General features: G+C 53.4%; 19 protein-coding genes. 14 read left to right on the plus strand and 5 right to left on the minus strand.

All coding sequences use genetic code 11. From position 1 onward, the window contains the following. Positions 1-27: 27 nt before the first annotated feature. Positions 28-846: an SDR family NAD(P)-dependent oxidoreductase gene (locus SH528x_RS25840; protein ID WP_442506329.1), complete on the minus strand. Its 819-nt coding sequence runs from the start codon at positions 844-846 to the stop codon at positions 28-30. A 574-nt stretch (positions 847-1,420) separates the two neighbouring features. Here SH528x_RS25840 and aceE point away from each other — a divergent pair. Further along, positions 1,421-4,153: a pyruvate dehydrogenase (acetyl-transferring), homodimeric type gene (gene aceE / locus SH528x_RS25845; RefSeq protein ID WP_442506330.1), complete on the plus strand. Its 2,733-nt coding sequence runs from the start codon at positions 1,421-1,423 to the stop codon at positions 4,151-4,153. 58 nt (positions 4,154-4,211) lie between these two features. Next, the gene (locus tag SH528x_RS25850; RefSeq protein WP_442506331.1) at positions 4,212-5,615 is read left to right on the plus strand and encodes a 2-oxo acid dehydrogenase subunit E2; all 1,404 of its coding nucleotides are present in this window, start codon (positions 4,212-4,214) and stop codon (positions 5,613-5,615) included. A 152-nt stretch (positions 5,616-5,767) separates the two neighbouring features. Here the strand turns inward: SH528x_RS25850 and SH528x_RS25855 are convergent, their stop codons facing one another. Next, positions 5,768-6,883, minus strand: coding sequence for a glucose 1-dehydrogenase (locus tag SH528x_RS25855; RefSeq protein WP_442512178.1), 1,116 nt, complete (start codon positions 6,881-6,883; stop codon positions 5,768-5,770). 344 nt (positions 6,884-7,227) lie between these two features. Between SH528x_RS25855 and SH528x_RS25860 the strand changes: the two genes are divergently transcribed. From SH528x_RS25860 to SH528x_RS25900, 9 genes are all read left to right on the plus strand, one after another. Beyond that, positions 7,228-7,917 carry a helix-turn-helix transcriptional regulator gene (locus SH528x_RS25860; protein ID WP_442506332.1) on the plus strand — a complete coding sequence of 230 codons (690 nt, stop codon included), beginning with the start codon at positions 7,228-7,230 and terminating at the stop codon, positions 7,915-7,917. Positions 7,918-7,982: 65 nt separating this feature from the next. After that, entirely contained in the window at positions 7,983-8,798 is an 816-nt protein-coding gene (gene sufC, locus SH528x_RS25865) for a Fe-S cluster assembly ATPase SufC (RefSeq protein ID WP_442506333.1), read from the plus strand. 86 nt (positions 8,799-8,884) lie between these two features. Further along, the gene (gene sufB / locus SH528x_RS25870; protein ID WP_442506334.1) at positions 8,885-10,291 is read left to right on the plus strand and encodes a Fe-S cluster assembly protein SufB; all 1,407 of its coding nucleotides are present in this window, start codon (positions 8,885-8,887) and stop codon (positions 10,289-10,291) included. Between the two features lie 154 nt (positions 10,292-10,445). Next, positions 10,446-11,750: a Fe-S cluster assembly protein SufD gene (gene sufD / locus SH528x_RS25875; protein ID WP_442506335.1), complete on the plus strand. Its 1,305-nt coding sequence runs from the start codon at positions 10,446-10,448 to the stop codon at positions 11,748-11,750. Positions 11,751-11,859: 109 nt separating this feature from the next. Further along, positions 11,860-12,180, plus strand: coding sequence for a metal-sulfur cluster assembly factor (locus SH528x_RS25880; RefSeq protein WP_442506336.1), 321 nt, complete (start codon positions 11,860-11,862; stop codon positions 12,178-12,180). 142 nt (positions 12,181-12,322) lie between these two features. Next, positions 12,323-13,345 (plus strand): ATP-grasp domain-containing protein, encoded by a 1,023-nt coding sequence (locus tag SH528x_RS25885; RefSeq protein ID WP_442506337.1) that lies wholly within the window; start codon positions 12,323-12,325, stop codon positions 13,343-13,345. Beyond that, on the plus strand, positions 13,342-14,364 hold the full coding sequence (locus tag SH528x_RS25890) for a hydantoinase/oxoprolinase family protein (protein WP_442506338.1): 1,023 nt from the start codon (positions 13,342-13,344) through the stop codon (positions 14,362-14,364). The genes SH528x_RS25885 and SH528x_RS25890 overlap by 4 nt, the downstream gene beginning before the upstream one ends. Further along, positions 14,348-14,947 (plus strand): hypothetical protein, encoded by a 600-nt coding sequence (locus SH528x_RS25895; RefSeq protein ID WP_442506339.1) that lies wholly within the window; start codon positions 14,348-14,350, stop codon positions 14,945-14,947. Before SH528x_RS25890 ends, SH528x_RS25895 begins: the two co-directional genes overlap by 17 nt. Positions 14,948-15,012: 65 nt before the next feature. Further along, positions 15,013-15,411 carry a methionine-R-sulfoxide reductase gene (locus SH528x_RS25900; RefSeq protein WP_442506340.1) on the plus strand — a complete coding sequence of 133 codons (399 nt, stop codon included), beginning with the start codon at positions 15,013-15,015 and terminating at the stop codon, positions 15,409-15,411. A 19-nt stretch (positions 15,412-15,430) separates the two neighbouring features. Here the strand turns inward: SH528x_RS25900 and SH528x_RS25905 are convergent, their stop codons facing one another. The 3 genes from SH528x_RS25905 to SH528x_RS25915 all read right to left on the minus strand — a co-directional run bounded on the left by SH528x_RS25905 (position 15,431) and on the right by SH528x_RS25915 (position 19,166). Beyond that, the gene (locus SH528x_RS25905) at positions 15,431-17,158 is read right to left on the minus strand and encodes a tetratricopeptide repeat protein (protein ID WP_442506341.1); all 1,728 of its coding nucleotides are present in this window, start codon (positions 17,156-17,158) and stop codon (positions 15,431-15,433) included. An 88-nt stretch (positions 17,159-17,246) separates the two neighbouring features. Further along, complete coding sequence (gene kdsA, locus SH528x_RS25910) at positions 17,247-18,101, minus strand: 3-deoxy-8-phosphooctulonate synthase (protein ID WP_442506342.1); 855 nt, start codon at positions 18,099-18,101, stop codon at positions 17,247-17,249. A gap of 18 nt (positions 18,102-18,119) precedes the next feature. Continuing rightward, positions 18,120-19,166 (minus strand): diacylglycerol/lipid kinase family protein, encoded by a 1,047-nt coding sequence (locus tag SH528x_RS25915; RefSeq protein WP_442506343.1) that lies wholly within the window; start codon positions 19,164-19,166, stop codon positions 18,120-18,122. A 218-nt stretch (positions 19,167-19,384) separates the two neighbouring features. Here SH528x_RS25915 and SH528x_RS25920 point away from each other — a divergent pair, with 218 nt between their 5' ends. From SH528x_RS25920 to SH528x_RS25930, 3 genes are all read left to right on the plus strand, one after another. Continuing rightward, the gene (locus tag SH528x_RS25920; RefSeq protein WP_442506344.1) at positions 19,385-19,864 is read left to right on the plus strand and encodes a hypothetical protein; all 480 of its coding nucleotides are present in this window, start codon (positions 19,385-19,387) and stop codon (positions 19,862-19,864) included. Between the two features lie 198 nt (positions 19,865-20,062). Further along, entirely contained in the window at positions 20,063-21,043 is a 981-nt protein-coding gene (locus SH528x_RS25925; protein ID WP_442506345.1) for a hypothetical protein, read from the plus strand. Between the two features lie 126 nt (positions 21,044-21,169). Next, a complete protein-coding gene (locus SH528x_RS25930; RefSeq protein ID WP_442506346.1) occupies positions 21,170-24,838 on the plus strand; it encodes a PAS domain-containing protein in 3,669 nt (1,222 codons plus the stop codon). Positions 24,839-25,086 lie beyond the last annotated feature (248 nt).

A 25,086-nucleotide genomic window follows, 5' to 3' on the forward strand; every position in this document is an offset into this window, starting at 1 on the left:
GGATCTTTAACAAGATCCACTACACTACTATTGAATGTAGTTTCGATTCCAGCCGCCGTTAACTTGCACCACTTGGCCGGTGAAAAACGAGTTTTCGGGATCTGAGACGAAAGCAATCACGCGGGCAATATCCTCGGGCGTCCCCCAGCGATTCATCAAAGATTGATCGCGGGCCCGAGCGTCCCAGTACTCGCTTGCTGCCTGTCCCCAAGACGTTTGAATCCAACCCGGCGCGACGACGTTCACGCGCACATGGGGTGCTACAGATTGAGCGAGACTTTTGGCGAACGCGGTGATTGCGGCTTTGACTGGGGCAAACATTTGGCCGGCGTCGCCCTCCATGCCTGCCGACGATTGGTCCCAGCCGATGAAAGCCATCGAGGGCGGCAATGTCAGCGATTGGCTCGACATTCGCGAAACGACCATGCGGGACAGATGGATCGTGCCCATCACATCGACCTGCATCAATTGCCGCAGCTTCGCATCAAAATCAAGCTCTGAAAATTCGCCCGTCAACACATCCACTCCCGCGTTGTTGACCCAAGTATGAATCACACCGAGCTCGCTGAAGCACTGATTCGCAAACGCATTCGTCGCTCGCGATTCGCCAAGGTCGGCCGCCAGCAGCACTGGGTCGGCCCCATGCCGTCGACACTCGTCGGCAGTCTGTTTCGCTCCGTCAGCGTTTGTCCGATAGTGAATCACGACACGCTGGACACCTTGCCGAGCGAAGTCGATCGCGATCGCTCTCCCGATACCGCTCGAAGCCCCCGTGACCACCGCGTTCGTAGCGTGAAATTGCAAATCCACCACTTGAACCACTAAGCCTTTTCCATGTTTGGTCACGCATGCGACAAACTCACGTCGAGTGTGTCATTCCCCGATCAGCGTAATGCACACGGGCAAGCAGGGAAATCCACACGGGCGACGCTACGAAGTCGTACCCCACTGCCAAGCCAATAATCTTCCCATATTGCTGGATTGCAGCTTCATTCAGGGTCGATCAATCTTTTGGGATTGCAAGTCGCCGAGCGAAATGGCGGCGAGTCAAAATCGGGGTGAATTAGAGGGGGTACGACGATGCCCATGGTCGGCTGTCGGGACCTAACACCGCCTGTCCCTAGCATCCCCCCAATGCGTTAGAATAAGCCCGATGCTGGGCACCCCTTTGGAACGCATTCGCGACGAACCCCAAGCGGAGGGTTTGCTCATCACCATTTGTCCACTGACCCTGACACCCTTGATTTACGCCCACGGTAAGACAATCCGCCAATAATTGCTCGCCCTTGCCGTATTTACCCTAATCCGGCTAATCTTCATGCTTAGCCGAATCATAATCGACTCGCACGAAAAAATATTGACGCACAAAATCAGTGGTGCGATTACGGGATTGCCCAGTAATAGAAAGAAGAAATAAAATATGTCTGACTCAAAAACTGTTGCCCAGGCCGAAGTCGATCAGCACCTCGGTGAACTTGCCTCGCCCGCGGCCGAAGTCGATATGGATGCCGCAGAAACACAAGAGTGGCTTTCGTCACTGGACTATGTGCTCAAGAGCAAAGGTGCCGATCGCGTTCGTTTCTTGATTGAACAACTGCGTGATCGAGCGGCAGAAGAAGGAATCCAATCGGCGCAGGACACGAACACGCCGTACGTCAACACGATCCCCAAAAAAGACCAACCTGCTTACCCAGGCAATCGGGAACTCGAGCGACGCATCAAATCGATCGTTCGCTGGAACGCGATGGCAATGGTCGTGCGAGCAAATAAGCGTCCTGGCGGAGTCGGCGGTCACATCAGCACGTTTGCGTCGAGTGCAACTCTATACGAAGTTGCCTTCAACCACTTTTTCAGAGGACGTGGCGAAGACGGTTACTCAGGCGACACGATTTACTTTCAAGGACACGCTTCGCCGGGGATGTATAGCCGAGCGTTTGTCGAAGGCCGTTTGAGCGAAGAAAACCTCGAAAACTTTCGTCGTGAACTCGCTCCCGGCGGTGGACTATCGAGCTATCCCCACCCTTGGTTGATGCCTGACTTTTGGGAATACCCCACCGTTTCGATGGGCCTTGGCCCAATTATGGCGATCTACCAGGCTCGCTTTAACGAATACCTTCGCGACCGTGGCATCAAAGACACATCGGGCCAAAAAGTCTGGGCATTCCTTGGTGACGGCGAATGCGATGAGCCCGAAACCCTTGGTGCGATTGGTTTAGCGGCACGTGAAAAACTCGACAACTTGATCTTTGTCATCAATTGCAACTTGCAACGTCTCGATGGTCCGGTCCGGGGAAACAGCAAGGTCATTCAAGAGCTTGAATCGATTTTCCGCGGTGCGGGATGGAACGTGATCAAGGTCGTTTGGGGCGATGATTGGGATCAACTGCTCGCCAAAGACACCACGGGCTTGCTTGCCAAACGGATGAACGAAGTCGTCGACGGGCAATACCAAAAATACACCGGCATGCCGGGCAGCTACATTCGCGAACACTTCTTCGGCAAGTATCCCGAACTGCTTAAATTGGTTGAAAACTATTCCGATGAACGACTCGAAAAGATGCGTCGCGGTGGTCACGATCCTGAAAAGGTGTACGCGGCCTACAAGATGGCGACGGATCTGAAAAACGGCAAACCGACCGTCGTTCTGGCGAAAACCGTCAAAGGCTATGGACTTGGCGAAGCAGGTGAGGGACGCAATGTCGCTCACAACCAAAAGAAGATGAACGAAGAGGAATTGCTCGAATTCCGCACGCGGTTCGGCATCCCGATTAGCGATGAAGAAGTAGGCAAGGCTCCGTTCTACACGCCGCCGGCCAACAGCCAAGAAATCAAGTACATGAAGGAACGCCGAGCCGCTCTCGGTGGTCCCGTGCCAAGTCGTCCCACCACACATCCGACGATGGAAGTGCCTACGGTTGCGGATTACAAAAAACTGATCGGCCGGCTCGAAGACAAGAGCTGCAGCACGACGTTTTCGGTCGTACAAACCCTGATTGCATTGTGCCGCGACAAGAAAATCGGCAAATACATGGTCCCCATCGTGCCTGATGAATCACGCACCTTTGGGATGGAAGGGATGTTCCGCGAGTTCAGTATCTACGCACACGCGGGCCAATTGTACGAGCCAGTCGATTCGTCGCTGATCACTTACTACAAGGAATCCCAAGACGGTCAAATCCTGGAAGAAGGAATTACCGAAGCGGGCTCGATGAGCAGCTTCAACGCCGCCGGAACGGCCTACAGTGCCCATGGCGTCAACATGATCCCGTTCTTTATCTACTACAGCATGTTCGGGTTCCAACGCATCGGCGATTTGATTTGGGCCGCCGCTGACATGCGAGCCAAGGGATTCCTCGTTGGCGGCACCGCCGGTCGAACAACGCTCAACGGCGAAGGGCTTCAGCACCAAGACGGACACAGTTTGCTCAATGCAATCGCGTTCCCAACCGTGCGTGCCTACGACCCCGCGTTCGCTTACGAAGTGGTCGTGATCATCTTGGAAGGCCTCAAACGGATGTACCAAGATGGCGAAGAGTGCATGTATTACTTGATGAGCGAAAACGAAGAATACTTGCACCCGCCGATGCCTGAAGGTTGCGAGGAAGGCATCGTCAAAGGAATGTACAAATTCCGCAGCCGCGACGTCGAAGGTGCCAAGGCACGTGTCCAATTGTTCGGCAGCGGTGCAATTCTGAACAGCGTCCTGAAAGCTCAAGAAACGCTGGCTGAAAAGTACAACATTGCAAGCGATGCCTGGAGTGTGACCAGCTACACCCAATTGCGTCGCGAAGCGGCCGACTGCAGCCGCTGGAACATGCTGCACCCCACCGAGACGCCACGCAGAAGCTACCTCGAAGAGCAACTCGACGGCGTCGAAGGACCGTTTATCTCGGCGAGCGACTACGTGCGAGCTCTGGGCGAACAACTGCAACCTTGGATCCCAGGCGACTACTTCGTGTTGGGAACCGACGGCATGGGACGCAGCGAAACACGCGAAGCGCTTCGACGACATTTTGAAGTCGATGCCGAATGCGTTACTTACGCAACGCTCACTCGTCTGGCCAAAACAGGCCTGTTCACTCAAGCCGAACTCGCCGATGCAATCAAAGACCTTGGCATCGACCCTGACAAACCGAATCCGTACTTTGCCTAGTCCAAGGCAACGTTCGTAACAAACATCCCACTGAAATCTGCTTACCAGAAACTCTTTTATGGCAACTGAAGTAAAGCTTCCCGAATTGGGCGACGGCATCGAATCTGGTGACGTTCTGGAAATATTTGTGTCGGTCGGCGACGTGATTAGCAAAGGCCAAGACATCGTCGAAATGGAAACCGACAAGGCGACGGTACCTGTGCCCTCATCCGTGGGCGGCAAAGTCACCAAGATCCTCGTCAACGAAGGTGACTCGTTAGCCATCGGCGGCGTGATCCTGGAAGTCGAAGCGGCAGCCGAAGCTGCTGCACCGGAGGCCCCTGCGGCGGCTCCGAAGCCAGAAGCGAAACCGGAGCCCAAGGCTGAACCGAAAGCCGAAACGCCTGCACCGGCCGCTCCTGACGAGACCCCCGCGGCCGCTCCAAAACCTGCACCGCCTCAACCACAGGCTCCCGTTCCTGCACAACCTGCGGCAGCACCTGTGGCGACTACCGCGCCGGGCGAAGTGATACCCGCGGGTCCTGCGATTCGCCGCTTCGCTCGCGAAGTCGGCGTTGACTTGGCCTCAGTTCAAGGATCAGGCGATTCGGGACGAATCACTCGCGATGACGTTTTGGCCGTGGTGCGAACAGCAAACCAAGCGGCGCGAAGTGGCGGCAGTGCCCCCGCCACCACTTCACCTAGTGCGGCAAGCAGCCCAGCCCCTGCCACGTCGAAGACATCGTCGGCCCCGGGCACGGCAAGCTCTGATGACTTCGGCAGCGTCCACGTGGAACGGATGAGCAAGATCCGCAAAACGATCGGTCGGCAAATGCATGCCAGCTGGTCGACGGTTCCTCGCGTCACCAATTTCGATGACGCCGATATCACCGATTTGGAACGGCTTCGCCAATCGAGCAAGGACGACTACGCGGCCCAGGGCCTGAAGCTGACCACGATGCCGTTCCTGATCAAAGCGGTTGCTACCGCCCTTCGTCATCACCCCAGCATCAACGCGGTCATCGACGAAGAAAACGAGCAGATCATTTACAAAGATTACGTCAATGTCGGTATTGCAGTGGACACCGACCGTGGTTTGGTCGTTCCTGTGATGCAAAACACCGATCAACGCGGCATTCCTGAAATCGCCCGCGGATTGGCGGAAATGGCCGGCAAAGTTCGCGGGGGGCAATTCGCTGTCAGCGATCTACGCGGAGGCACATTCACGATCAGCAACCTCGGAGCGATTGGTGGGCAATACTCCACCCCTATCGTGAACGTTCCTGAAGTGGCGATTTTGCTTGTTGGCCGCAGCCGAAAAATGCCGGTTGTAATGCCCGACGACAGCATCAAGCCGCGATTAATGATGCCGCTCAGCTTGTCCTATGACCACCGCTTGGTCGACGGCGGAACCGCCGCTCGATTCCTGAATGATGTGATCGGATACCTCGAAGCGCCAAGCCGATTGCTGCTGGCACTGTAGGCGACTCAGCAAGCAAAGATTCAAAAGGGATCGCACTTTTCAAGTGTGATCCCTTTTTTATTCACCAAGCTCTCCGAGGCGACGCCCAAGAGAGAAACGGCTCCCAAGAGAGAGCCGTGCCTCCCAAACGATTGGCTTGGAGGAGCGAGCGACTACTCGCTTGCTACGTTCACAAAGACCTTCAGCGCATCCTTGTCTTCGACCAGCAGTCGCATCATTTCCTTGTAGTTATCAAGGCCATCGACGGGATTGGTCAAGATTTTCTCGAGCACGCCGGGGTACATCATCTCGCCAAGAGCAAGATCGCGAATTCCCATTTCGAAATGGTTTCGGTTCGCATTGACGCTGCCGAGCAACAGCTTGTTACCGAGCACGAATTGCAAGTTGATGCTATCCGATGGCACTTCGGTCACTTTGTCGCCACCGGTGATCCCGGTCCAAACAACGACGCCGTTGTGCCCTAAATGCTGCATCGATTCGAACGCCAATTGACTGCTGCCTGTGGCGTCGACGATCAAGTCAGGCTTACCTGTGATCTTGACCAACTCGGCCATCGATGTATTCCGAGTGCTGATGTAGTTCGCCTCGAGTCCCGTAACAATCTCGGCCTTCAAGTTTGGAGCCTCACCGCGAGCAAGCGTGTAAACCTCGAGTCCACGAAGCTTTAAAATCAACGTGGTTAACAAGCCTATTTGGCCCGCACCGAGTACGTAAGCGACACTCGGTCGCCAGACCTTCATGCGGTGCTGAGCCTCGTATGCTTGATGAACTGCCTTCGCTGCGCAACTCATTGGCTCTTGCAAAACGTGCAAGTGCTTTAGTCCTTGTGGGACACGAACGATGTACTCTTCTTCATCGACGAAGTACTCGGTCAGGTATCCGTGCCGCAGATTAATACCGCGTTCGTAATACTCTTCCTCGCTGGTCATATCGTTCGTGCCGATCATGTCATAGATCGAACCTCCGGGGCGACGTACCGTGGCGGTCACATAGTCGCCCGGTTTGAATCGGCGAACGTTTTCACCCACCGCCTCGACCACGCCGAAGCACTCGTGACCGATAACCAGATGCTTATCACCCTCCGGAGCGTTTCCGTACAGTGCATCATTGATCTCGCGATCGGTTGCATCCACGCCTACCTTCAAAACCTTTACCAAAACCCCGTATCCGTCGGGAATTTGGTCTACGGTGGGTTTAGGGATTTCTTCGAGATGGACGCTGTTTGGGGTACCTGGCTTGACTGCGACAGCCTTCATAATTGACTCGATCAGCGGAGTAGAGGGATGGTGGGTATGCGATGATTGAAAGCATTTGTATGTTGATACGCAAAATGCCTTGCGAGCGGCAAATGATAACAATTCTTCCTCCTTCTGCTTAGGGGGATTCTGCTCGGTTCATACCCCCCCATGATGTGGCGTCTTCTGCGTTCCACAGAACCATGGTTTGTGGGACGAGCAACCAAAATCGGGGATTGAGGTCCACTAAATCGCCCTTGCCCTTATTTTTAACAACGGCGGTTGTCAAAAATGCGTTGGCCCTCAATAATGGAAGTGTTGCGTTGGCACACATTCGTCGTTTTCGCGACAAATAGCGACCTTTACCCCAGTTTTCCATGACGCTACCTCCAGTCTCCTCATCCCAAATTGACGAACTCCGATCGGTCGATCGCGAATTGTTAATGGCGATGCGCAGCGGCGACACGTTTGGAATTGGTGACTTAACCGAGCAACTCGGGGTGACGGCGACCGCAATTCGCCAACGCATTGAGCGGTTGCTTGAACTGGGCCTGCTAGAGCGCGAGAAAATTGTCGCGGGACGCGGAAGGCCGACATTTCAGTATCGCTTGACGGTGCGTGGGCATCGCCGTGCGGGAGCCAATCCTGCCGAGCTTGCCGAGGCAATGTGGCAAGAGATCTTAGCGATTCCGGATGCAACCATCCGCAAACAGTTACTCAGTTCAGTGGCAAATCGGTTAGGGAGTCAGTTTGCGACACAGGTCAATCGCGAAAGCGATGGAGACCCGTCGTTTGAAACACGGATGCAGAAATTGTCGGAAATGTTGACGGATCGTCACATTACGACCGAGGTCTCGCATTCGGGTGACTTGCCCGTGCTTGATATTTGCGCGTGCCCCTATCCATCCCTTACCGACACATCGGACGAACGTGCGATGTGTCGACTTGAAGAACAAATGATATCCGAGGCGCTTGGTCGTCCGGTCCACCTCAGCAGTTGTCGACTCGATGGAGATCACTGTTGCCAGTTTGCTGCGACGGGTGAACCGTCGGACTCAGCGAGCTAAACGACATCGTCATCTCTGTACAACTTACAACGATTTCTTTCCTTCAGACACTTTTGCAATCAAGCATGACACACGTACTGCAAATCAAGAACCTTCACGTTTCCGTTGGCGACAAGCCGATCCTTCGCGGCGTCAACCTGACATTGAATCATGGTGAGACTCACGCCTTGATGGGCCCCAACGGTAGCGGCAAAAGCACGCTTGGATTGGCGATCATGGGTCATCCCGGTTACACAGTCACCGACGGATCAATCACGCTTGATGGCGAAGACGTGCTGGCCATGGCACCCGACCAACGTGCACGTGCGGGAATCTTCATGGCGTTTCAACGGCCGATGGCGGTCCCCGGTGTAAAGATGGCGGACTTCCTTCGCCACGCAACCACCAACGTGCGTCGCCCCGACCGTAAAGAAGGCGAAGAGCTGATCCCGATGCGAGAGTTCCGTAAAGAGCTAAAAGAAAAGATGGCTCACTTGCGAATGGACGAAGAATTCGCTCGTCGCTACGTCAACGATGGTTTCTCCGGCGGCGAGATGAAGCGTGCTGAAATCCTACAACTTGCCATGCTGCAACCCAAGTTTGCTGTGCTTGATGAAACCGACAGTGGTTTGGATGCCGATGCGGTTCGCTTGGCTAGCGAATCGATCGCAGAAATCGGGCATAAAAAGATGGGACTGTTGATCATCACCCACCATGACAAGTTGCTCGAACACAATCCGCCTCAGTACACCCACGTGATGCTGGGTGGCCGATTGGTTGAAACCGGCGGCGCTGAACTTGCCGAAGAATTGCATCGCCACGGTTATGACCGCATTCGCCAGTCGTACCCAGAAGCAGAAGCAGCGAACCAAGAAATGTTGGCCGAAGAAACCGCGGTGTAACCGCAACTTCGAATGCCCGCGAGATGGCGGGCCTGTTTATACGAAAAAAACTTGCACTTTGAAATCTGAAAAAGTTAGGAAATACGATGTCCACTGATGTGACCGAAAAGTCTGACATTGGCGAAATTAACAAGTACAATTTCCGCACGGAAACCACCGGCGTCTTTCGTGCTGAAAAAGGCTTGAATAAGGATGTCGTGAATCAAATTTCCGACATCAAGAACGAACCTGACTGGATGCGTGAATTCCGCCTGAAGTCATTCGAAACGTTCGAGGCACGGCCAATGCCTAAGTGGGGCGGGGCAATCGATATCGACTTCCAAGATATCTATTACTACCTCAAACCCACCGATCACCAAGGCAAAACTTGGGACGACGTTCCGCAAGAAATCAAAGACACGTTTGACAAGCTGGGCATTCCCGAAGCTGAGAAGAAGTTCTTGGCCGGAGTGAAAGCTCAATTCGAAAGCGAAGTAGTCTACGGATCGCTCGAAGAAGATCTTGCCAAACAAGGCGTGATCTTTACCGACACCGACACGGCAGTTCGCGAGCATCCCGAGTTGCTTCGCGAATATTTCGGCAAAATCATTCCACCCGAGGACAATAAGTTCGCGGCGTTAAACAGCGCGGTTTGGTCCGGAGGATCGTTCATCTATATTCCCAAGGGAGTTCACATTGACTTCCCATTGCAGGCGTACTTCCGCATCAACGCCGAAAGTATGGGTCAGTTTGAACGGACGTTGATCATCGTCGATGAAGGCGCCAGCGTGCATTATGTCGAGGGCTGTACCGCTCCGATGTACACCACCGAGAGCCTGCACAGCGCTGTCGTGGAAGTGGTTGTCAAACGTAATGCACGTTGCCGTTACACCACGATTCAAAACTGGGCGAACAACATCTACAACCTCGTCACCAAGCGTGCATATGCTTATGGCGATGCTACGATGGAATGGGTCGACGGCAACTTGGGAAGCAAGTTGACGATGAAATACCCCGCTGTTCACATGATGGAACCGGGTGCCCGCGGGGAAATATTGTCGATCGCGTTCTCGAGTGCTGGCCAACATCAAGACGCTGGTGCGAAACTGGTCCATTGTGCTCCGAACACGACCGGCCAAATCATCAGCAAGAGCATCAGCAAGAACGGTGGACGCAGCAGTTACCGTGGCTTGGTTCGCGTCGAACCCGGTGCCCACAACAGCAAGAACAATGTTGTGTGCGACGCGTTGATCCTTGATCCAGAAAGCCGCAGTGATACCTACCCGTATATCGAGATCTTGGAACAAGACGTCCAAGTCGGTCACGAAGCAAGTGTATCGCGAATCGGCGAAGAACAAATGTTCTACCTGCTTAGCCGCGGGCTCACCGAACAAGAAGCGAGCACGATGATCGTCAACGGTTTCATCGAACCTCTCGTCAAAGAGTTGCCGATGGAATACGCGATCGAAATGAATCGCCTGATTCAACTTCAAATGGAAGGCAGTGTTGGTTAACCCTCACTTGCCAACTTGTTCGTAGCTCCATAACGCCAGCGGATGAGGCGCTCGCATCGCTTCATCCATTGCGTTGGCGTGGCTAGCTACGATGACTCCCATTCCTCCATGCGGTCCGCACGTGTGCCTGCCGCTCCAAGCTAACTAAATCCAGATGACGCAAACGACAACTTTAACGTTCGATCAAGCCGGTTTCGATTCCTTTCTGGCGGCCCAAAGTGAACCCGATTGGCTGACCCAACTTCGCCGTGATGCGTGGCAGCATTTCGAGAAAATGGGATGGCCTGATCGACGCTCCGAAGAATGGATCCGCACCGACATCCGTGCGTTCCAGATTGGTAAATACGGAATCCCAGCAACCGAATCACGCGAGGTAACGCCAAAAGCACAACTTCGCGAAGGCGTTGAGCTTGGCGGTTCGATATCGACCGTCGACAGTTACGTTGTCAGCGAAACGCTTGACGAGGAACTCGTCAAAAAGGGCGTTGTATTCGGAAGCTTGTCGCGGATCTGTGCCGAGCATCCTGAATTGGTTCGCCCCTATTTGTTCACCGCGTTTGACCCGGATTACGACAAGTTCGCTGCACTGCACGCCGCGTTTTGGGCTGGCGGACAATTCTTATACGTGCCACGTGGTGTGGTGCTCGACAAACCGCTTCACATCGGTTCGATGCTGACCGATGGCGGCACCGACACGTCACATACATTGATCATTTTAGATGAAGGCGCCGAAGCGACCGTGTTGCACGAGTCCAATGGTGTTGATGAAAAGAGTAAAGGCTTGCACGTCGGTGCAGTGGAAGTGATTCAAAAAGCCAACTCGCACCTCCGCTATGTTAATTTGCAGGAATGGGGTTACGGCACCTACCAGTTTGCTCACCAAAAGGCACTCGTTGGAAAAGATTCCACGCTGCAGTGGACGATCGCGGCAATGGGGTCACTGCTTTCCAAGGTGAACCAATCGGTCGATCTAGTCGGGCCAGGTGCAGACAGCCAAGTCAATGGCGTCATGTTCACCGAAGGTCGGCAACACCTTGCCTATCACACGCTTCAACATCATCGTGCTCCAAGCTGCCATAGCGACTTTTTGTACAAGGCGGCTCAACAAGATAAGAGCCGTACGGTATGGCGTGGCATGATCAAAGTGGACAAGATCGCTCAGAAAACCGACGGTTATCAGCGTAACGACAACCTTGTGTTGTCCGAGTCATCGCGTGCCGATTCGATTCCTGGATTGGAAATCGAAGCGGACGACGTGCGTTGCACCCACGGCAGCACAACGGCAAAGGTGGACGAAGAGCAAATCTTCTACGCTCAATGCCGTGGTTTTACCCGCAAAGAAGCGACTCGAATGATCGTCAGCGGGTTCTTTCAGCAGATTTTTGATCGGATCTCGATCGAAAGCGTTCGCGATGCACTGGGTGCGGCAATTGCACGTCAAGTTCGCGAATACGAATAGGCTGCAAAAACTGCTGGATTTGGTACACTTAACGGCATCAGCGGCAGCATGAGTATGCTGCTAAATTGCCCCATTCGTTTCTTCCCCCTTCGCGTAGTAGGCCCCCCCAATGGCACTGGCTGAAGACAAAGTTCGTGAAGCTCTCAAGCAGGTCATCGACCCCGAGCTTTACGTCAATATCGTGGACCTTGGATTGATCTATGAAATCCGAGTCGCTGAGGAAAAAGAGGACGGTCGCCACGACGTGCAAATCGACATGACGATGACCAGTCCGATGTGCCCAGCCGGTCCTCAATTGGTTGCTGGCACAAAAGGTGCCGCCGAAGGACTCGACGAAGTCGATACTGCCGAAGTCAAGGTGGTGATGGACCCGCCGTGGTCACCCGATAAAATGACGGATGAAGCCCGTGATCACCTCGGTATTTTTTAAGGTCGGTAGGGGAATAGCCATTTCCGTGTTATTTCGGTAACACTTAGGTGCGTTCAGGCTGACGTTTATTCAGCAGCCGACTAAGGGCCTATCCCCCTGTTTCGGGAATAGTTTAAGTCAAGTCACATTTCGGGTCAGGATTATGCGTATCTTTGTCGGCGAGTACGTCTGTGGAGGCGGGCTCGCAGAAAAAGAACTCGATAAAATCCCAACTTCGTTGAGACACGAGGGCGCTGCGATGTTGCGTGCCATCGCTAGCGATTTATCGGAATTTGCGACAGTAACGGTCCCTCTTGATACACGCTTGAATCTTGATGTCGATGCAACGGAAATTGTTCCGATGCACGCCAATGATTCGTTCTACGGCCAGTGGGTCGCTGCTGCAAAAAATTGTGATGCCGCCCTCATCGTTGCTCCCGAGAGCAATGGAATATTGGCGAAATCCGTGGCAATGTTACGGGCTGGCGGTGTTGATGTGATCGCTGGCAGCGGAGATTTTCTTCGTGTGGCAAGTGACAAGATGCAAACGGCGAAATGTCTGCTGACCGCTGGCGTGGCACATCCGCTGTTCGTTACGCTCGCGGACGATCGTTACGAAGAAGAAATCCAGATGCATAAGCGGTTTGTAATGAAACCGCGAGACGGATGTGGCACCCAAGAGATTCGCACCTTTGATTCGTACGCCGAAGCACGTGCGTTGTTGACGGACGATCTTATCCTGCAGCCCTGGATGCCGGGCTTGCCCATTTCGATCGCGTTGATTGCATCGGGCACGAGCTTGACCTTGTTACCTGCTGTGCGGCAAGAACTTGAGAACAAAAATTGCGAGTATGCGGGCGGGCAAGGTCCGCTGGACGATGAATCACAACGTCGCGCGGCAGTGTTAGCCTCGCGAGCGATTGCAGCGATGCCGCCAACAGCACGCGGATTTGTTGGACTCGATTTGCTGCTGGGTGATTGCTCGAGCGAAGACTACGTGATCGAGATTAACCCGCGGTTAACGACGTCGTATGTCGGCTTGCGACAAATGATTCATGGAAATCTAGCCGCACGATTGTTCGAACTTGAAACCGGTCCCGTGTCTTGCAACGCGGCGGTCGATTCGGTTCGCTGGACTCCTTCGGGAAAAGTTTGGATTAATGATACTGTGACGCAACATTCGTGATCGTTGGGATTGATATCGGTGGCGCCAACCTGAAACTTGCAAGCGAGTCCAAACAGGCTCATTCGCGTTTCTTTCCCATGTGGCGGCGTCCCGAAACACTGAAGGATTCACTTTGTGAATCCCTGGCGATGTTCCAGGACGTATCTGCCATCGCCGTTGTTATGACAGGCGAGCTTGCGGATTGCTTTGCTGATCGTGCCGAAGGCGTTTTACACATTGTTGAACATGCTCGCCGCGCCGCTGCAGAGCGAGACATTCCATCATGTTACTTCTACGGTGTAGACGGATTGTTTCGCGAGCAGGTTGGCACCGAAGATGTTGATCTGATTGCCGCAGCAAACTGGCATGCGCTAGCCAGCTATGTAGGACAATCGATCACGCCCAACGCGCTGTTAATCGATATCGGCTCGACGACAACCGACATCATCCCCATTCGTAATGGACGAGTGGCGACAAAAGCACAAACCGATTACGACCGTTTGTGCGAAGGCTCACTTGTTTACGTTGGATGCCAACGAACGCCCGTCTGCGGACTCTGTTCGTGGGTGACCTACCAAGGCAATCGTATCCCGGTAATGAACGAAGTATTCGCCACCATCGATGACGCCCGGATCATGCTTGGTTTCGAAAAAGAGGACGCTGACGATCTTGAAACTGCGGATGGCAGAGCGAGGACGCAAGAGTTTGCATCAAACCGTTTGGCAAGAATGGTTGGACTCGATCGTCGTAGTGTTTCGCTCGATCAATCAAAGCAAATCGCAGAGCAGGTGATGCGTGCAGCACAGCAGCAAATCGCTTATTCGGTGCAACGCCTACTCGCGACGATGTCCTTCAAGCCAACGACTTTTGTGATTAGCGGTCACGGCAACGATCTACTGAAGATCCCTCGTGATGTCGAACTGGTCTCCATGACAAAACAAATGGGTGTGGAAGCGGCGCGTGGTGCTCCCTCGTACGCCGCAGCGAAGCAACTCAGACTCTTTCTCGATAGACGTGGCTCCGATGCGTCGCGTGATTAAGATTGGCGGCAGTCTATTGGCTCGCCCCGATTTGCAAAACCATTTACCAAAATTGCTCAACGAGATTGACGGTGGGATCCAACGCGATACCACGTCACTGGAAACCCTGCTGATCGTCGGTGGAGGCAACCTTGTTGACGTGCTGCGGCAATGGGACCAACTGCGTCCGCTCGATCCCCTAAAAACGCATTGGCAATGCATCGAACTGCTACAGTATACATTTGAAGTCATCAGCGACTGGTTTCCTGGGTGGAACCGAATCGATTCCTCAGAGGCGTTTCAAGACGCACTGAACCAGGGATTTTCCACCGCTGTACCTAGCTTGGTGTCGATCCGTAGTTTTTACGGTCCCGACAATGATGGCGATTTGCCGCTGGATTGGCGAACCACGAGCGATTCACTCGCAGGTAAACTTTGCAGTGACGCAAACGCTGACGAATTAGTCCTGCTAAAATCTTGCCCGATTGATGAAATGTGGGACAGCCAAACATTGATCTCTCAAGGTATCATTGATGAAGCCTTTGCAGCATTTCGCGACCGCACTTGGAAACTTCGGATCGCCTCAGCCACCGCCTACGAGTAATAGCTGTCGCCTAGCAACAGCAGCGTTTATTCCCACCAAGCATCCTCAGCACAAGGAGATCCACTTTGGCAAAATTTAACGACCTGACTCCCGACGAAAAACACGTTCTGCTGAACAAGGGGACTGAACGTCCCGGCAGCGGCGAGCTGCTAGATAACGAAAACGAAGGTACCTATATCTGCCGCCGCTGCAACGCATCACTTTATCGTTCGCAGGACAAGTTCCACTCGGGTTGCGGGTGGCCAAGCTTTGACGACGAAATTGAAGGTGCCGTTCACCATGAAATCGACGCGGACGGTCGCCGTATCGAGATATTGTGCCAAAACTGCGGAGGCCATCTTGGTCACGTTTTCAAGGGCGAGCGGCTAACCGAAAAGAACACACGACACTGCGTCAATTCACTATCAATGCGATTCATTCCTGCGGGGCAAGAGATCCCCGCTGTCGTCAAACCGGACGCGTGATGCGACAGAGGCGATGAGCTCAGTCGGATTCAGATTTCTGCAGCAGACGAGCGCGGATACGGTTGCCGTGTTCTTGAATGTCGCCGGTGTGTTTGTAGAGCTCGATGGCCTCTTCGGACTTGTCCAGATGCTCAATCGTGCGACCCAAATTGAAGCGTGCTGCGGGCTGCCAGTGTGATAGTTGAGTATCGTCGAGGACGCGTTTTCGAAACCATGTTTCAGCGGTGTCGTAACGACCATCATCGTATTGAATCAAACTGAGCCAATACGTTGCCGTCTGCTTGCCAAGTCGAATCATCGCCTGAGCCTGTTGGACTTGGCGGTCATACAGTTCGGGAGCCATTCCGAGTTCACGACGAATTCCGTAAGCCTTTTGCAAATCCACGTCGATGCGAAGATCCGCGATTTCGAACTCGGGTTTCCTTTGGCTTAGATAAAGTGGACGAGCTCCCTTCAGGCTGGCGTCATCATCGTTATCGAATTGCCCGTGTAAATGTCGCCAGCGAGCGAGCGAAAACAAGCGAGATGATTCGACATCGGCATCCATGATCGCCCATCTCGAAAAATACCAAAAACCAAGCAACGGATCTCGCTGGGCCGCCTGTTCTAACGCGGCATGATAGACCTCGGCCAGCAGAGGAACCTCCCAAATACGAACTCCGGCGATGCCCGAAGCCGCATCGAGCGTTTTAGCAATCTGATCGACATCGCTAAAGACGGTCATCCGCCGCTCTCCCGCCAACCGTGACTCCAGATGTTTCATTCGCGCACTGATCCCGACGGGCAGCACGTTTAGCAAAGCAATATTCTGCTGAACGTCCTGCTTGCTGAACGGATAGTCATAAAAGCCGGGGATATTCAAGCGACGCATCACCGCGGCGTCCGAGCGTGCTTCGGCCAAAGTGGCAATGCCGATTTGATCCGGCCCTGGAACAAAGACTCCCAACGCAGGTTCGAACAGATAGACATTTTCGCCGACCAGAACCCCCACAGCCCAAGGCTTCAGTTCGCCGGTTTCGGTCGACTGAACTGCCAGCATGGCGGCAGTGATACCTGCTTGCCGACACAATTGTGTGAAGACGCCAGTTCGCTGCAGCGAGTCGCCGGTCCCACGCCACACGCTTTCGTAATCGGTTTGCCGATAGCCAGCGCCTTGAAAAATCATCCCTAGCGGCAATTCGGGAGGTGTGATTTGCAATGCGGGCGGAGAGACAAACGGCTCGAGGGCAACATTGCGAACCGTCCAATCAAAAAACCGGCATGCGGACCTTAGCTTGTTCGCATCGTCGTCCCCTAGTTTTTTGCCTTGCTCGGCCAACCAATCTGCCAACAGCGGATCGTCACTTTGCGGCGAATCGACCCACTTGGCAATTGCACCGAACAGGTAGGCATCACGCAGATGGCTAACATCCGATCGCAAAAAGTGATCGCCCAACACCAGCTCGTCGACACGTTCGGGAGGCAAAAGATCCGAAATCGTGCTCAACAGTTCGGGCTGCGAATTGGCTTCAGCCATCGGAACCGACTCGAGCCAACGATTCAGGTGATAGGTGATTCGCCGCCGCGACTCGTCCTGGTTCAATTCGATCAAACGAGTCAGCAAACTGTGAACTTCGCCAAGGTGATCCTGTTTTGTCTCGGTTTGCAGACGTGCTTGACGCTGAACCTGAATTTTTTGGACGGTCGAAGCATCGTCACCACACCCGACAGCCCCCAGCAACAATACGGGCGTCAGTCCCCAAATCATTGCTTTGAGGCATAAAACGAATGTTCTTGGTCGCCGAGGCGAGCGATTTGGTGAGGCCATAGGAAGAGGTTTTTGAACAAGTGATGCTTTAGGCCATGATTTCAGCACAGGCGGCGCGGAGCCTGAGCAAGCGATCCATCATTGGCTCAAAAGCGTCCAAAGGAATCATATTGGGCCCATCACTGGGGGAAGTTTCAGGATCAGGATGCGTTTCAAAAAAGACGGCGTCGGTACCAATTGCTACGGCAGCACGCGCCAAAGGTTCGACCATTTCTCGATTTCCCCCCGTCGCGCCCCCCAATCCACCCGGACGCTGGACGCTGTGGGTGGCATCAAAGACCACCGGCACGCCAAGCGATCGCATGATCGGCAGCGATTGCATGTCGTTGACCAGTCGTCCGTAGCCGAAAAACGTGCCTCGCTCGCAAAGCATCACCCCACCATCACCGCTGGCATGGACCTTTTCGACGACATATTGCATGTCTTCGGGAGCCATAAATTGGCCCTTTTTCACGTTCAACGGGCGCCCGGTTTTGGCCGCCGCGACGACGAGATCCGTTTGCCGAGCAAGAAACGCAGGAATTTGCAGCATGGCACAGACACTTGCCACCGCATCGACTTGGTCCGGAAGATGGACGTCCGTCGTGACCGGCAACCCGCAATGCTGGTGCACCTCTTCGAGCATCCGCAATCCTTCGTCGATTCCCGGCCCGCGTTTCGCATTGACACTGGTTCGGTTTGCCTTGTCGAACGAGGCCTTGAAGACCACGTTGACGTCGGGCCGTTGGTTAATCGCGGCCAAGCGATCCGCAATCGAAAAAGCGAGCTCCTTGGTCTGCAAGACACAAGGACCGGCGATCAACAGCAGCGGCTGATCAGGGCCACATTGGTAAGGACCAACCGAAACGGTGGCGACGTTTTTTGATGGGGATGCATTGCTCATGTCTACTATCATCGACAATCACGATTGATTCGACAATCGCCCCGAAAAACGCGTGGCTACGGGCATCCGCAAACAAACTCGACCTGGCAGTGTCTTGATTTCCAGCGGCAAACGACCGACATAGTCACCATCCAATTGATACGCGACTCGAGTTTTCGCTGTCAAAAAGATGCGACTGGCACGCAGACGCTTGACATCCTGGAAACCGAGATGCCGCCCTGTGAAGATGCCTGCGACGTAGCGAAATCCACTCAAAATGGTGCCTTGAAAAAACGTGATCACGTCGAGCAAGCGATCGTTCTCGATGGCATCCGGCTCGATACGAAGCCCGCCGCCATAACACGGAAGATTAAACACCATCACCCAGCAAGGCTGCCAAGACGATTGAAACATTGCTGAAGCGGCCTGTTTCACGACCTGATTCGTGGGCCGGCTTGTCTCTGTCGTTGCCTGCGATTGCAAATCGGAGCACGCGTGGTCGTCCCGCTCAATTCGCAAATCAATTTTTGGAAATCGGTAACGCGACATCGCGCGCAGGATCGGCCGCAGATAACTCAGTCGCTGAATGTGCCCGCGTCTTCGCAAATGCACATCCCTCACCACCTCGGCATCAAACCCACACGATGCCATGACTAAAAACAGCCGACCGTTTGCCGATCCTGCGTCAATCCGATGATCATGCCCTTGGACAATCGTGTGGAAAACGTCATCCGCATTCGCGGTAAAACCGAAATGTCGAGCCAGCAAGTTCTCGGTTCCCATTGGCATCGGAACGATCGGGATCTCAGGGGTGGCAAGATCAGCCAACAAGCTGATAGTGCCATCGCCACCGCAGGCGACCAGGATCAGCGAATGATCCGACGTGGAGCAAAACCGGTCGATGTGCTCGCGAATGATTTGAATCGAATCGGTCGTTTTTGCTTGGAATCCGTGCTCCGTCAATTTTGTGACCAGCTTGGGAATTTCCTCGCGACCTTGTCCGCGTCCTGCCTTGGGACTGGCACAAACAAGCACAGTGACATGCTTCACCGTGGCACCGTGAGGTGGGTTTGGCGTCAATGTCATTTTTTCAGCAATTGCGTTGGGGCCACTATTTCTAACCTATCTTTTTAATGATCTGGTGGTGAGTGAACTGCGTCAAAATCCCAAGACACACAACAAAGCCGCATGATCGTCATAAACGTTAAGAGCCCACCGGGTCGAAGATCACACGTGATCGCAACACCGGCAAGGCAATTATTGGTACTTATTTCCGTCCATCCACTGTGCAAGAGAACTAGGCCGTGAGCATCCTTCGTCGATACTGGGCTGCAGCTTTGATCCTAGCAATCGTCGTCGTCCACGCGGCGGTGATTGGATATGTACGTAGCCGAGTCGCACGCCTGCAAAATGTCGAATCCAATACGTTTGATATGGGGCGGTACCGATTCCAAAATGTGACGGATCCATCCCGAGTGTACCAGTTCCAGCTGCACGCGGTCCTCGACCCAGCCCGGCGACAAACCGGACGAGAGCGACTTTCTCAACAGAACATGGAAATCCACGAAGAGACCGAGCATCTGTTGCGGCAAGTCCAAACCACTTGGCTGCGAGATCCAGAACAGAGCGAACTACGTGACCGGATGATGGAAATTGTTGGCAAGCACCTCGAAGAACCGATCGTTCAGCGACTGCTAATCACCGATTGGCTCGAACTTCCCGTTCCCAGTTCTCAAATCGACTTCGAGCCAGCGACGGCTACCCGGATCACTCAGAATCCGTAGTCGATCTCGCCCCATTAATCTCGCTGCGAAAACGGGGCTCCCATCGGAACACCGGATCTTCACGCTATTTGGCACCTTGAGCTGTGGCGATTGACTCGGCACACTTGCATATCGTGATCGAGTACCGAAGCAACCCAAATTGCTGGAGTCGTCGATCGATGAACTTCGAGTGTCCTTCTCTGCCCATGCGTATCTTTTATGTTGCTGATCGCCGTCGACGAGGCCGGATATGGTCCGAAACTGGGCCCACTGGTAGTCGCAGCCACTGCATGGCAACTGCCTGACGTCATCGTTGACTCTCAACACTCCCCGCAGCAAACCGACTCGACGATCGCCGATTTTTTTGCCTGCCTATCGGAACCGGTCTCCTTGGGCGAGCTGAAACTAATCGTTGACGATTCAAAGAAACTGTTCCATTCGCGTGGTCATGATCCACTGGCGGTTTTGCACGCGGTGGTCAGTGTTTGCAAAGAGTGGTGCGGCGATGGTGAACTGAAGCTGAAACCGTGGCTCAAAAAGATCGCCTCCCGTGACGGTGCAGCTCTAAAACATCCTGCCTGGTTGAAGAATCTCCGCACGTCCGAATTCGTTTCTCATTTCGACTCCCAATACGTAATTAATCATTGGGGGAAGAAGGGGGCTACTTTAACCGAAGTGGCGACTCGTATTGTCACGGCCGAACAATTCAATAAGGTGATTGACCGCGGATTCAACAAATCCGATTTGCTGTCGGACACAAGCCTTCGCTTGGTCGCAGACGTGCTTGATCGACACGATTCCCAACGCCAGGTGCACGTTTATTGCGATCGACACGGAGGCCGCCAGTTCTACGGGGCGGTTCTGCAGCACATTTGGCCTGATGCTTCATTGCAAATTGTTGCCGAATCACGTCGTGAAAGCGTCTATGAGCTCGTCTCAGAGCAAAGAACCATGCAGATCCGATTCACGGTCAAAGGCGATTCGTTTCCGCCGGTAGCGATGTCGTCGATCCACGCCAAATATCTGCGAGAAATATGCATGAATGCATTCAACGCCTATTTCAAAAAACACGCTCCCCAGGGCCAAAACTTCCGCCCCACCGCAGGTTACCCCGTCGATGCCGACCGGTTTCTGCTGGAAGCTTCCGAGACGATCAAGCGGCTCGAAATCGAGTCCTCGCGGCTGATCCGTAGCCGCTAACAATTTCGGGCGATCGCCGTGTGAAAACAGAATCGAGATCTTGCCAGCATTTCTCGCTTCTCAAGCTGCAGCGACTCATCGCAGCAGTTAAAATGAGGGCCTCCTCATTACCACCCAGGCTGCACCATGAATGAACACGCATCTCGTTCCGCGTCAGCGGCGGCGCCGTTCGATCCGTCGACTCGAGCCATTATGGATCGAGTCACTGATGTCTTGTGGTCATCCACGCTCGATGGCAATTTGTTGTTGTACGTCAATCGAGCGGGCGAGAACATTTTTGGTGTGAAGCTTGATTCCACTAAGCCTGTTGAATTACGCCAACGCACAATTTTCACCGAAGATCGAATCGAGGTGCGTCGAAATTTGGTCAACGTACTCGAAGAAGGCAGCCTTCGGCACAAGTACCGAGTCATCGATTCGACGGGCAAGGTCACGTGGTTGGACGAACAATTATCCGTTGCCACTAATGCCGATGGCAAACCAGCACGAATCGACGCCGTCGCCCAGGTCATCTCGCCAAAAGATTTTTCGCTTCCGACATCACTTGAATCTTTCAGCAAGCACCAAACTCTACGCGAGCATGTGCAACTGAATGTTACTCGAAAGGACAAGAAAGGACGCATCCAATATGCCAATGAAAACTTCTGCAAAGCCGTGGACAAAACGCTCGATGAGTTGATTGGTAAAACGGATTTCGATCTCTACCCCGCCGAGCTTGCCAAATCCTATGTCGAGAACGATGAAGCGGTGATGAGAAGCGGCAAACCCGAACATTTGGTTGAGGAGAATCGGCTCGCCGACGGATCCGTGGTTTACGTCGAAGTACTCAAGATCCCCACCATCAATTCAAAAGGATCCGTCGTCGGAATTCAGGTCATTTTTTGGGACGTCAGTAGCCAGAAGGCAACGGAGTTTGAGCTCAAACAAACTCGGTTCTTGATGGACACGTTGCTCGAGAATGTTCCAGATGCCATCTACTTCAAAGACAAACAAAGCCGCTTCATTCGCATCAGCCGTGCCCATGCAAAGTTGTTTCATCTAACAGATCCAGCTGAAGCGATCGGCAAATCGGACGCCGAGTTTTTCGGAATCGAACATGCTCGTGGTGCCTTGGCCGATGAACGCCAGATCATGAAGACGGCCGAGCCAATGGTCGCAAAAGTGGAACGAGAAACTTGGCCCGACCGCGAAGACACATGGTGTTCTACCACGAAATTACCGCTGCGGGATCCGAAGGGTGAAATCATCGGTACGTTTGGAATTTCGCGAGATGTGACGCAGCAGATGCGAGCGGAACTCGAACTCGCACGCGAGCGGGATTTGTTGAAAACGATCACCAACAACATCCCCGACTTGATCTATGTCAAAGATCGCTTTGGGCGATTCGTCACTGGCAATACCGCGTTAGTTAAATTACTAAATTTACCGAGCGTCGAACACATCGTCGGCAAAACAGACTACGATTTTTTGCCGCCTGAGTTGGCATGCAATTACGTCACCGACGACCAGAACGTGATCCGCTCGGGCACCCCGCTGATCGATCAAGAAGAATCCTCGCAAGATGCTAACGGCAATAAGCGTTGGCTGTTAACGACTAAGGTTCCGCTTCGTGACGAGTTTGGCGACGTGGTCGGAATTGTCGGAATCGGGCGAGACATCACCGCTCGAAAAATAGCTTCCGAAGATCTACGCAGCGCGATGGAAGCCGCCGATGCAGCGAATCGAGCGAAGAGCGACTTCCTAGCCAACATGAGTCACGAAATTCGCACGCCGATGAACGCCATCATCGGGATGACCGAGTTGCTGCTAGACACAAAACTTGATGCAACTCAACGTGGCTATTTGAAAATGGTCGGCGAATCCGGAGATTCGCTGCTATCGATCATCAACGATGTCTTGGACTTCTCAAAGATCGAAGCTGGCATGCTCGATATCGACAGCATGCCATTTGATCTGCGTGAAACGCTCGGCGACACGATGAAAACGTTAGCGGTACGTGCTCATTCCAAAGGACTCGAACTCGCGTTTCGCGTCGCCCCCGAAGTCCCCCCTTACTTGGTTGGCGATGCCGGACGTATTCGCCAAGTGCTCGTTAACCTAGTAGGCAATTCGATCAAGTTCACCGAACACGGTGAAGTCGTGGTGGATGTCGAACTGAAGTCCGAAGACGGCAATCAAATCGAACTCATCGCCTGCGTTCGCGACACCGGAATCGGAATCCCTGCAGACAAATGCAAAAGCGTTTTCAACGAGTTTGAACAAGCCGATACATCGACGACTCGGCGTTATGGCGGGACCGGACTAGGGCTTGCCATTTCATCCAAACTTGTCGCCATGATGGGAGGCTCCGTTTGGGTCGAAAGTGAAGTTGGGGCGGGCAGCCGATTCTTCTTTACCGTGTCATTGGAAATTGCTGACGAAGACGTTAAATCGACAAACCAACGCGGAATGGTCGTTGTCGGTGGAACTCGCGTGCTGGTGGTCGATGACAACGAAACCAATCGCTTAATCCTCCACGAAATGCTGACGAACTGGGGAATGCTTCCGACACTCGCCTGTGGAACCGAAGAAGCGATCACGGAAATCAAAGCAGCCGTGGAGACAAAGGCACCATTTGGATTGACGATCGCTGACGTTAACATGCCCGAACAAGATGGTTTCGAATTCGCGAAGCGAGTAAGAAACGAACAGGCAATCGATGACATGCCCATCATCATGCTGACGTCCGGAGGACGGATCGGCGACAAACAAAAACGCAGCGAGTTTCGAGTCACCGACCGTCTGATGAAACCTGTCAAACAGTCCGAATTATTTGACTCTGTTGTTCGCGCCCTCGGAGTCAACGTTACCGAAGACCATCATGGACAACATACGAGCGAAGATTATGGCATCCGCCCGTTGAACATCCTGCTAGCCGAAGACAACATCGTCAATCAAAAATTGGCAGTGGGTGTGCTCACTAAATATGGACACAAAGTCACCGTCGTGGGCGATGGACAACAAGCGGTCGATGCAGTGCAACAAGCATCGTTTGACGTTGTGCTGATGGACGTTCAAATGCCTGAGATGGACGGACTTACCGCCGCACGTACTATTCGTGCAGCGGAAAAAGAATCCGGTTCGCATCTTCCAATCATCGCAATGACCGCACACGCAATGAAGGGAGATCGCGAAGGATGTCTGGAAGCAGGAATGGACGAATATGTGCCTAAACCTATTCGCGTTGCAAACCTTTTTGAAAAACTTTCGCTGGTGTTAACCAAGTACAATATCCAGCCCGCGACTGCAGAGATTGCCGCACCTGCCGAGCTTGCTGTTGCAATTCAAGAAGATGAACCCCAGGCAAGCGTGTCACCGGCGAACGACGGACCACTGCAAGATCCCAGCAACGACTCCGCTGTTCCCGAGAATTGCAATTGCGAAAGTACCGCGGAAAACTGCGAGATTTCACAATGGATTGATTGGGAAAAATTGCATATGACCATTGGCGACAATCCATCGCTCATTGCCGAACTTTTCCAGGCATTTGCCGAAGAAAGTGCGACGCTGATCGGACAAATCGATCATTCGATTGCCAATCAAGATGCGGACTTACTAAAAAGTTCGACTCACACGTTGAAGGGAGCATCGATGGCGATCGGTGCGACGTTGTTGGCGGAATGTACAATCGAGGTCGAAAAGGCTGGCAAAAGCAACGACTTCACGAATGTGGCTGCCAATCACGAGCAACTCCATCAACTGCTGACGTCGACCTTGTTGGAGACAAATTCCTTTTTGAGCAAGGATGCCACTTAAGAAACGCGTCGGCTCTAAGTTGACAATTAGTTGATCCCGGCTCCGTTGACAGAACTGACGCATTCCTATGCAGGACTGATTCTGAAATGGTTTGAAAACAACTTTGCCGATTTATATTTCCTCACCCTAAACGTCTCCCTCGCTTACCAGCTTTGCGGCCCCACCGAAGAGACAAATGATGAAGTTGCGCCGGAACCCTTGCCTAGTAATCTATCTTGTCTGGCGCTCCCCCCTTACAATTTCTAGTT

It is taken from the genome of Novipirellula methanifontis (assembly GCF_052161655.1).
Classification (GTDB): Bacteria; Planctomycetota; Planctomycetia; order Pirellulales; family Pirellulaceae; genus Novipirellula.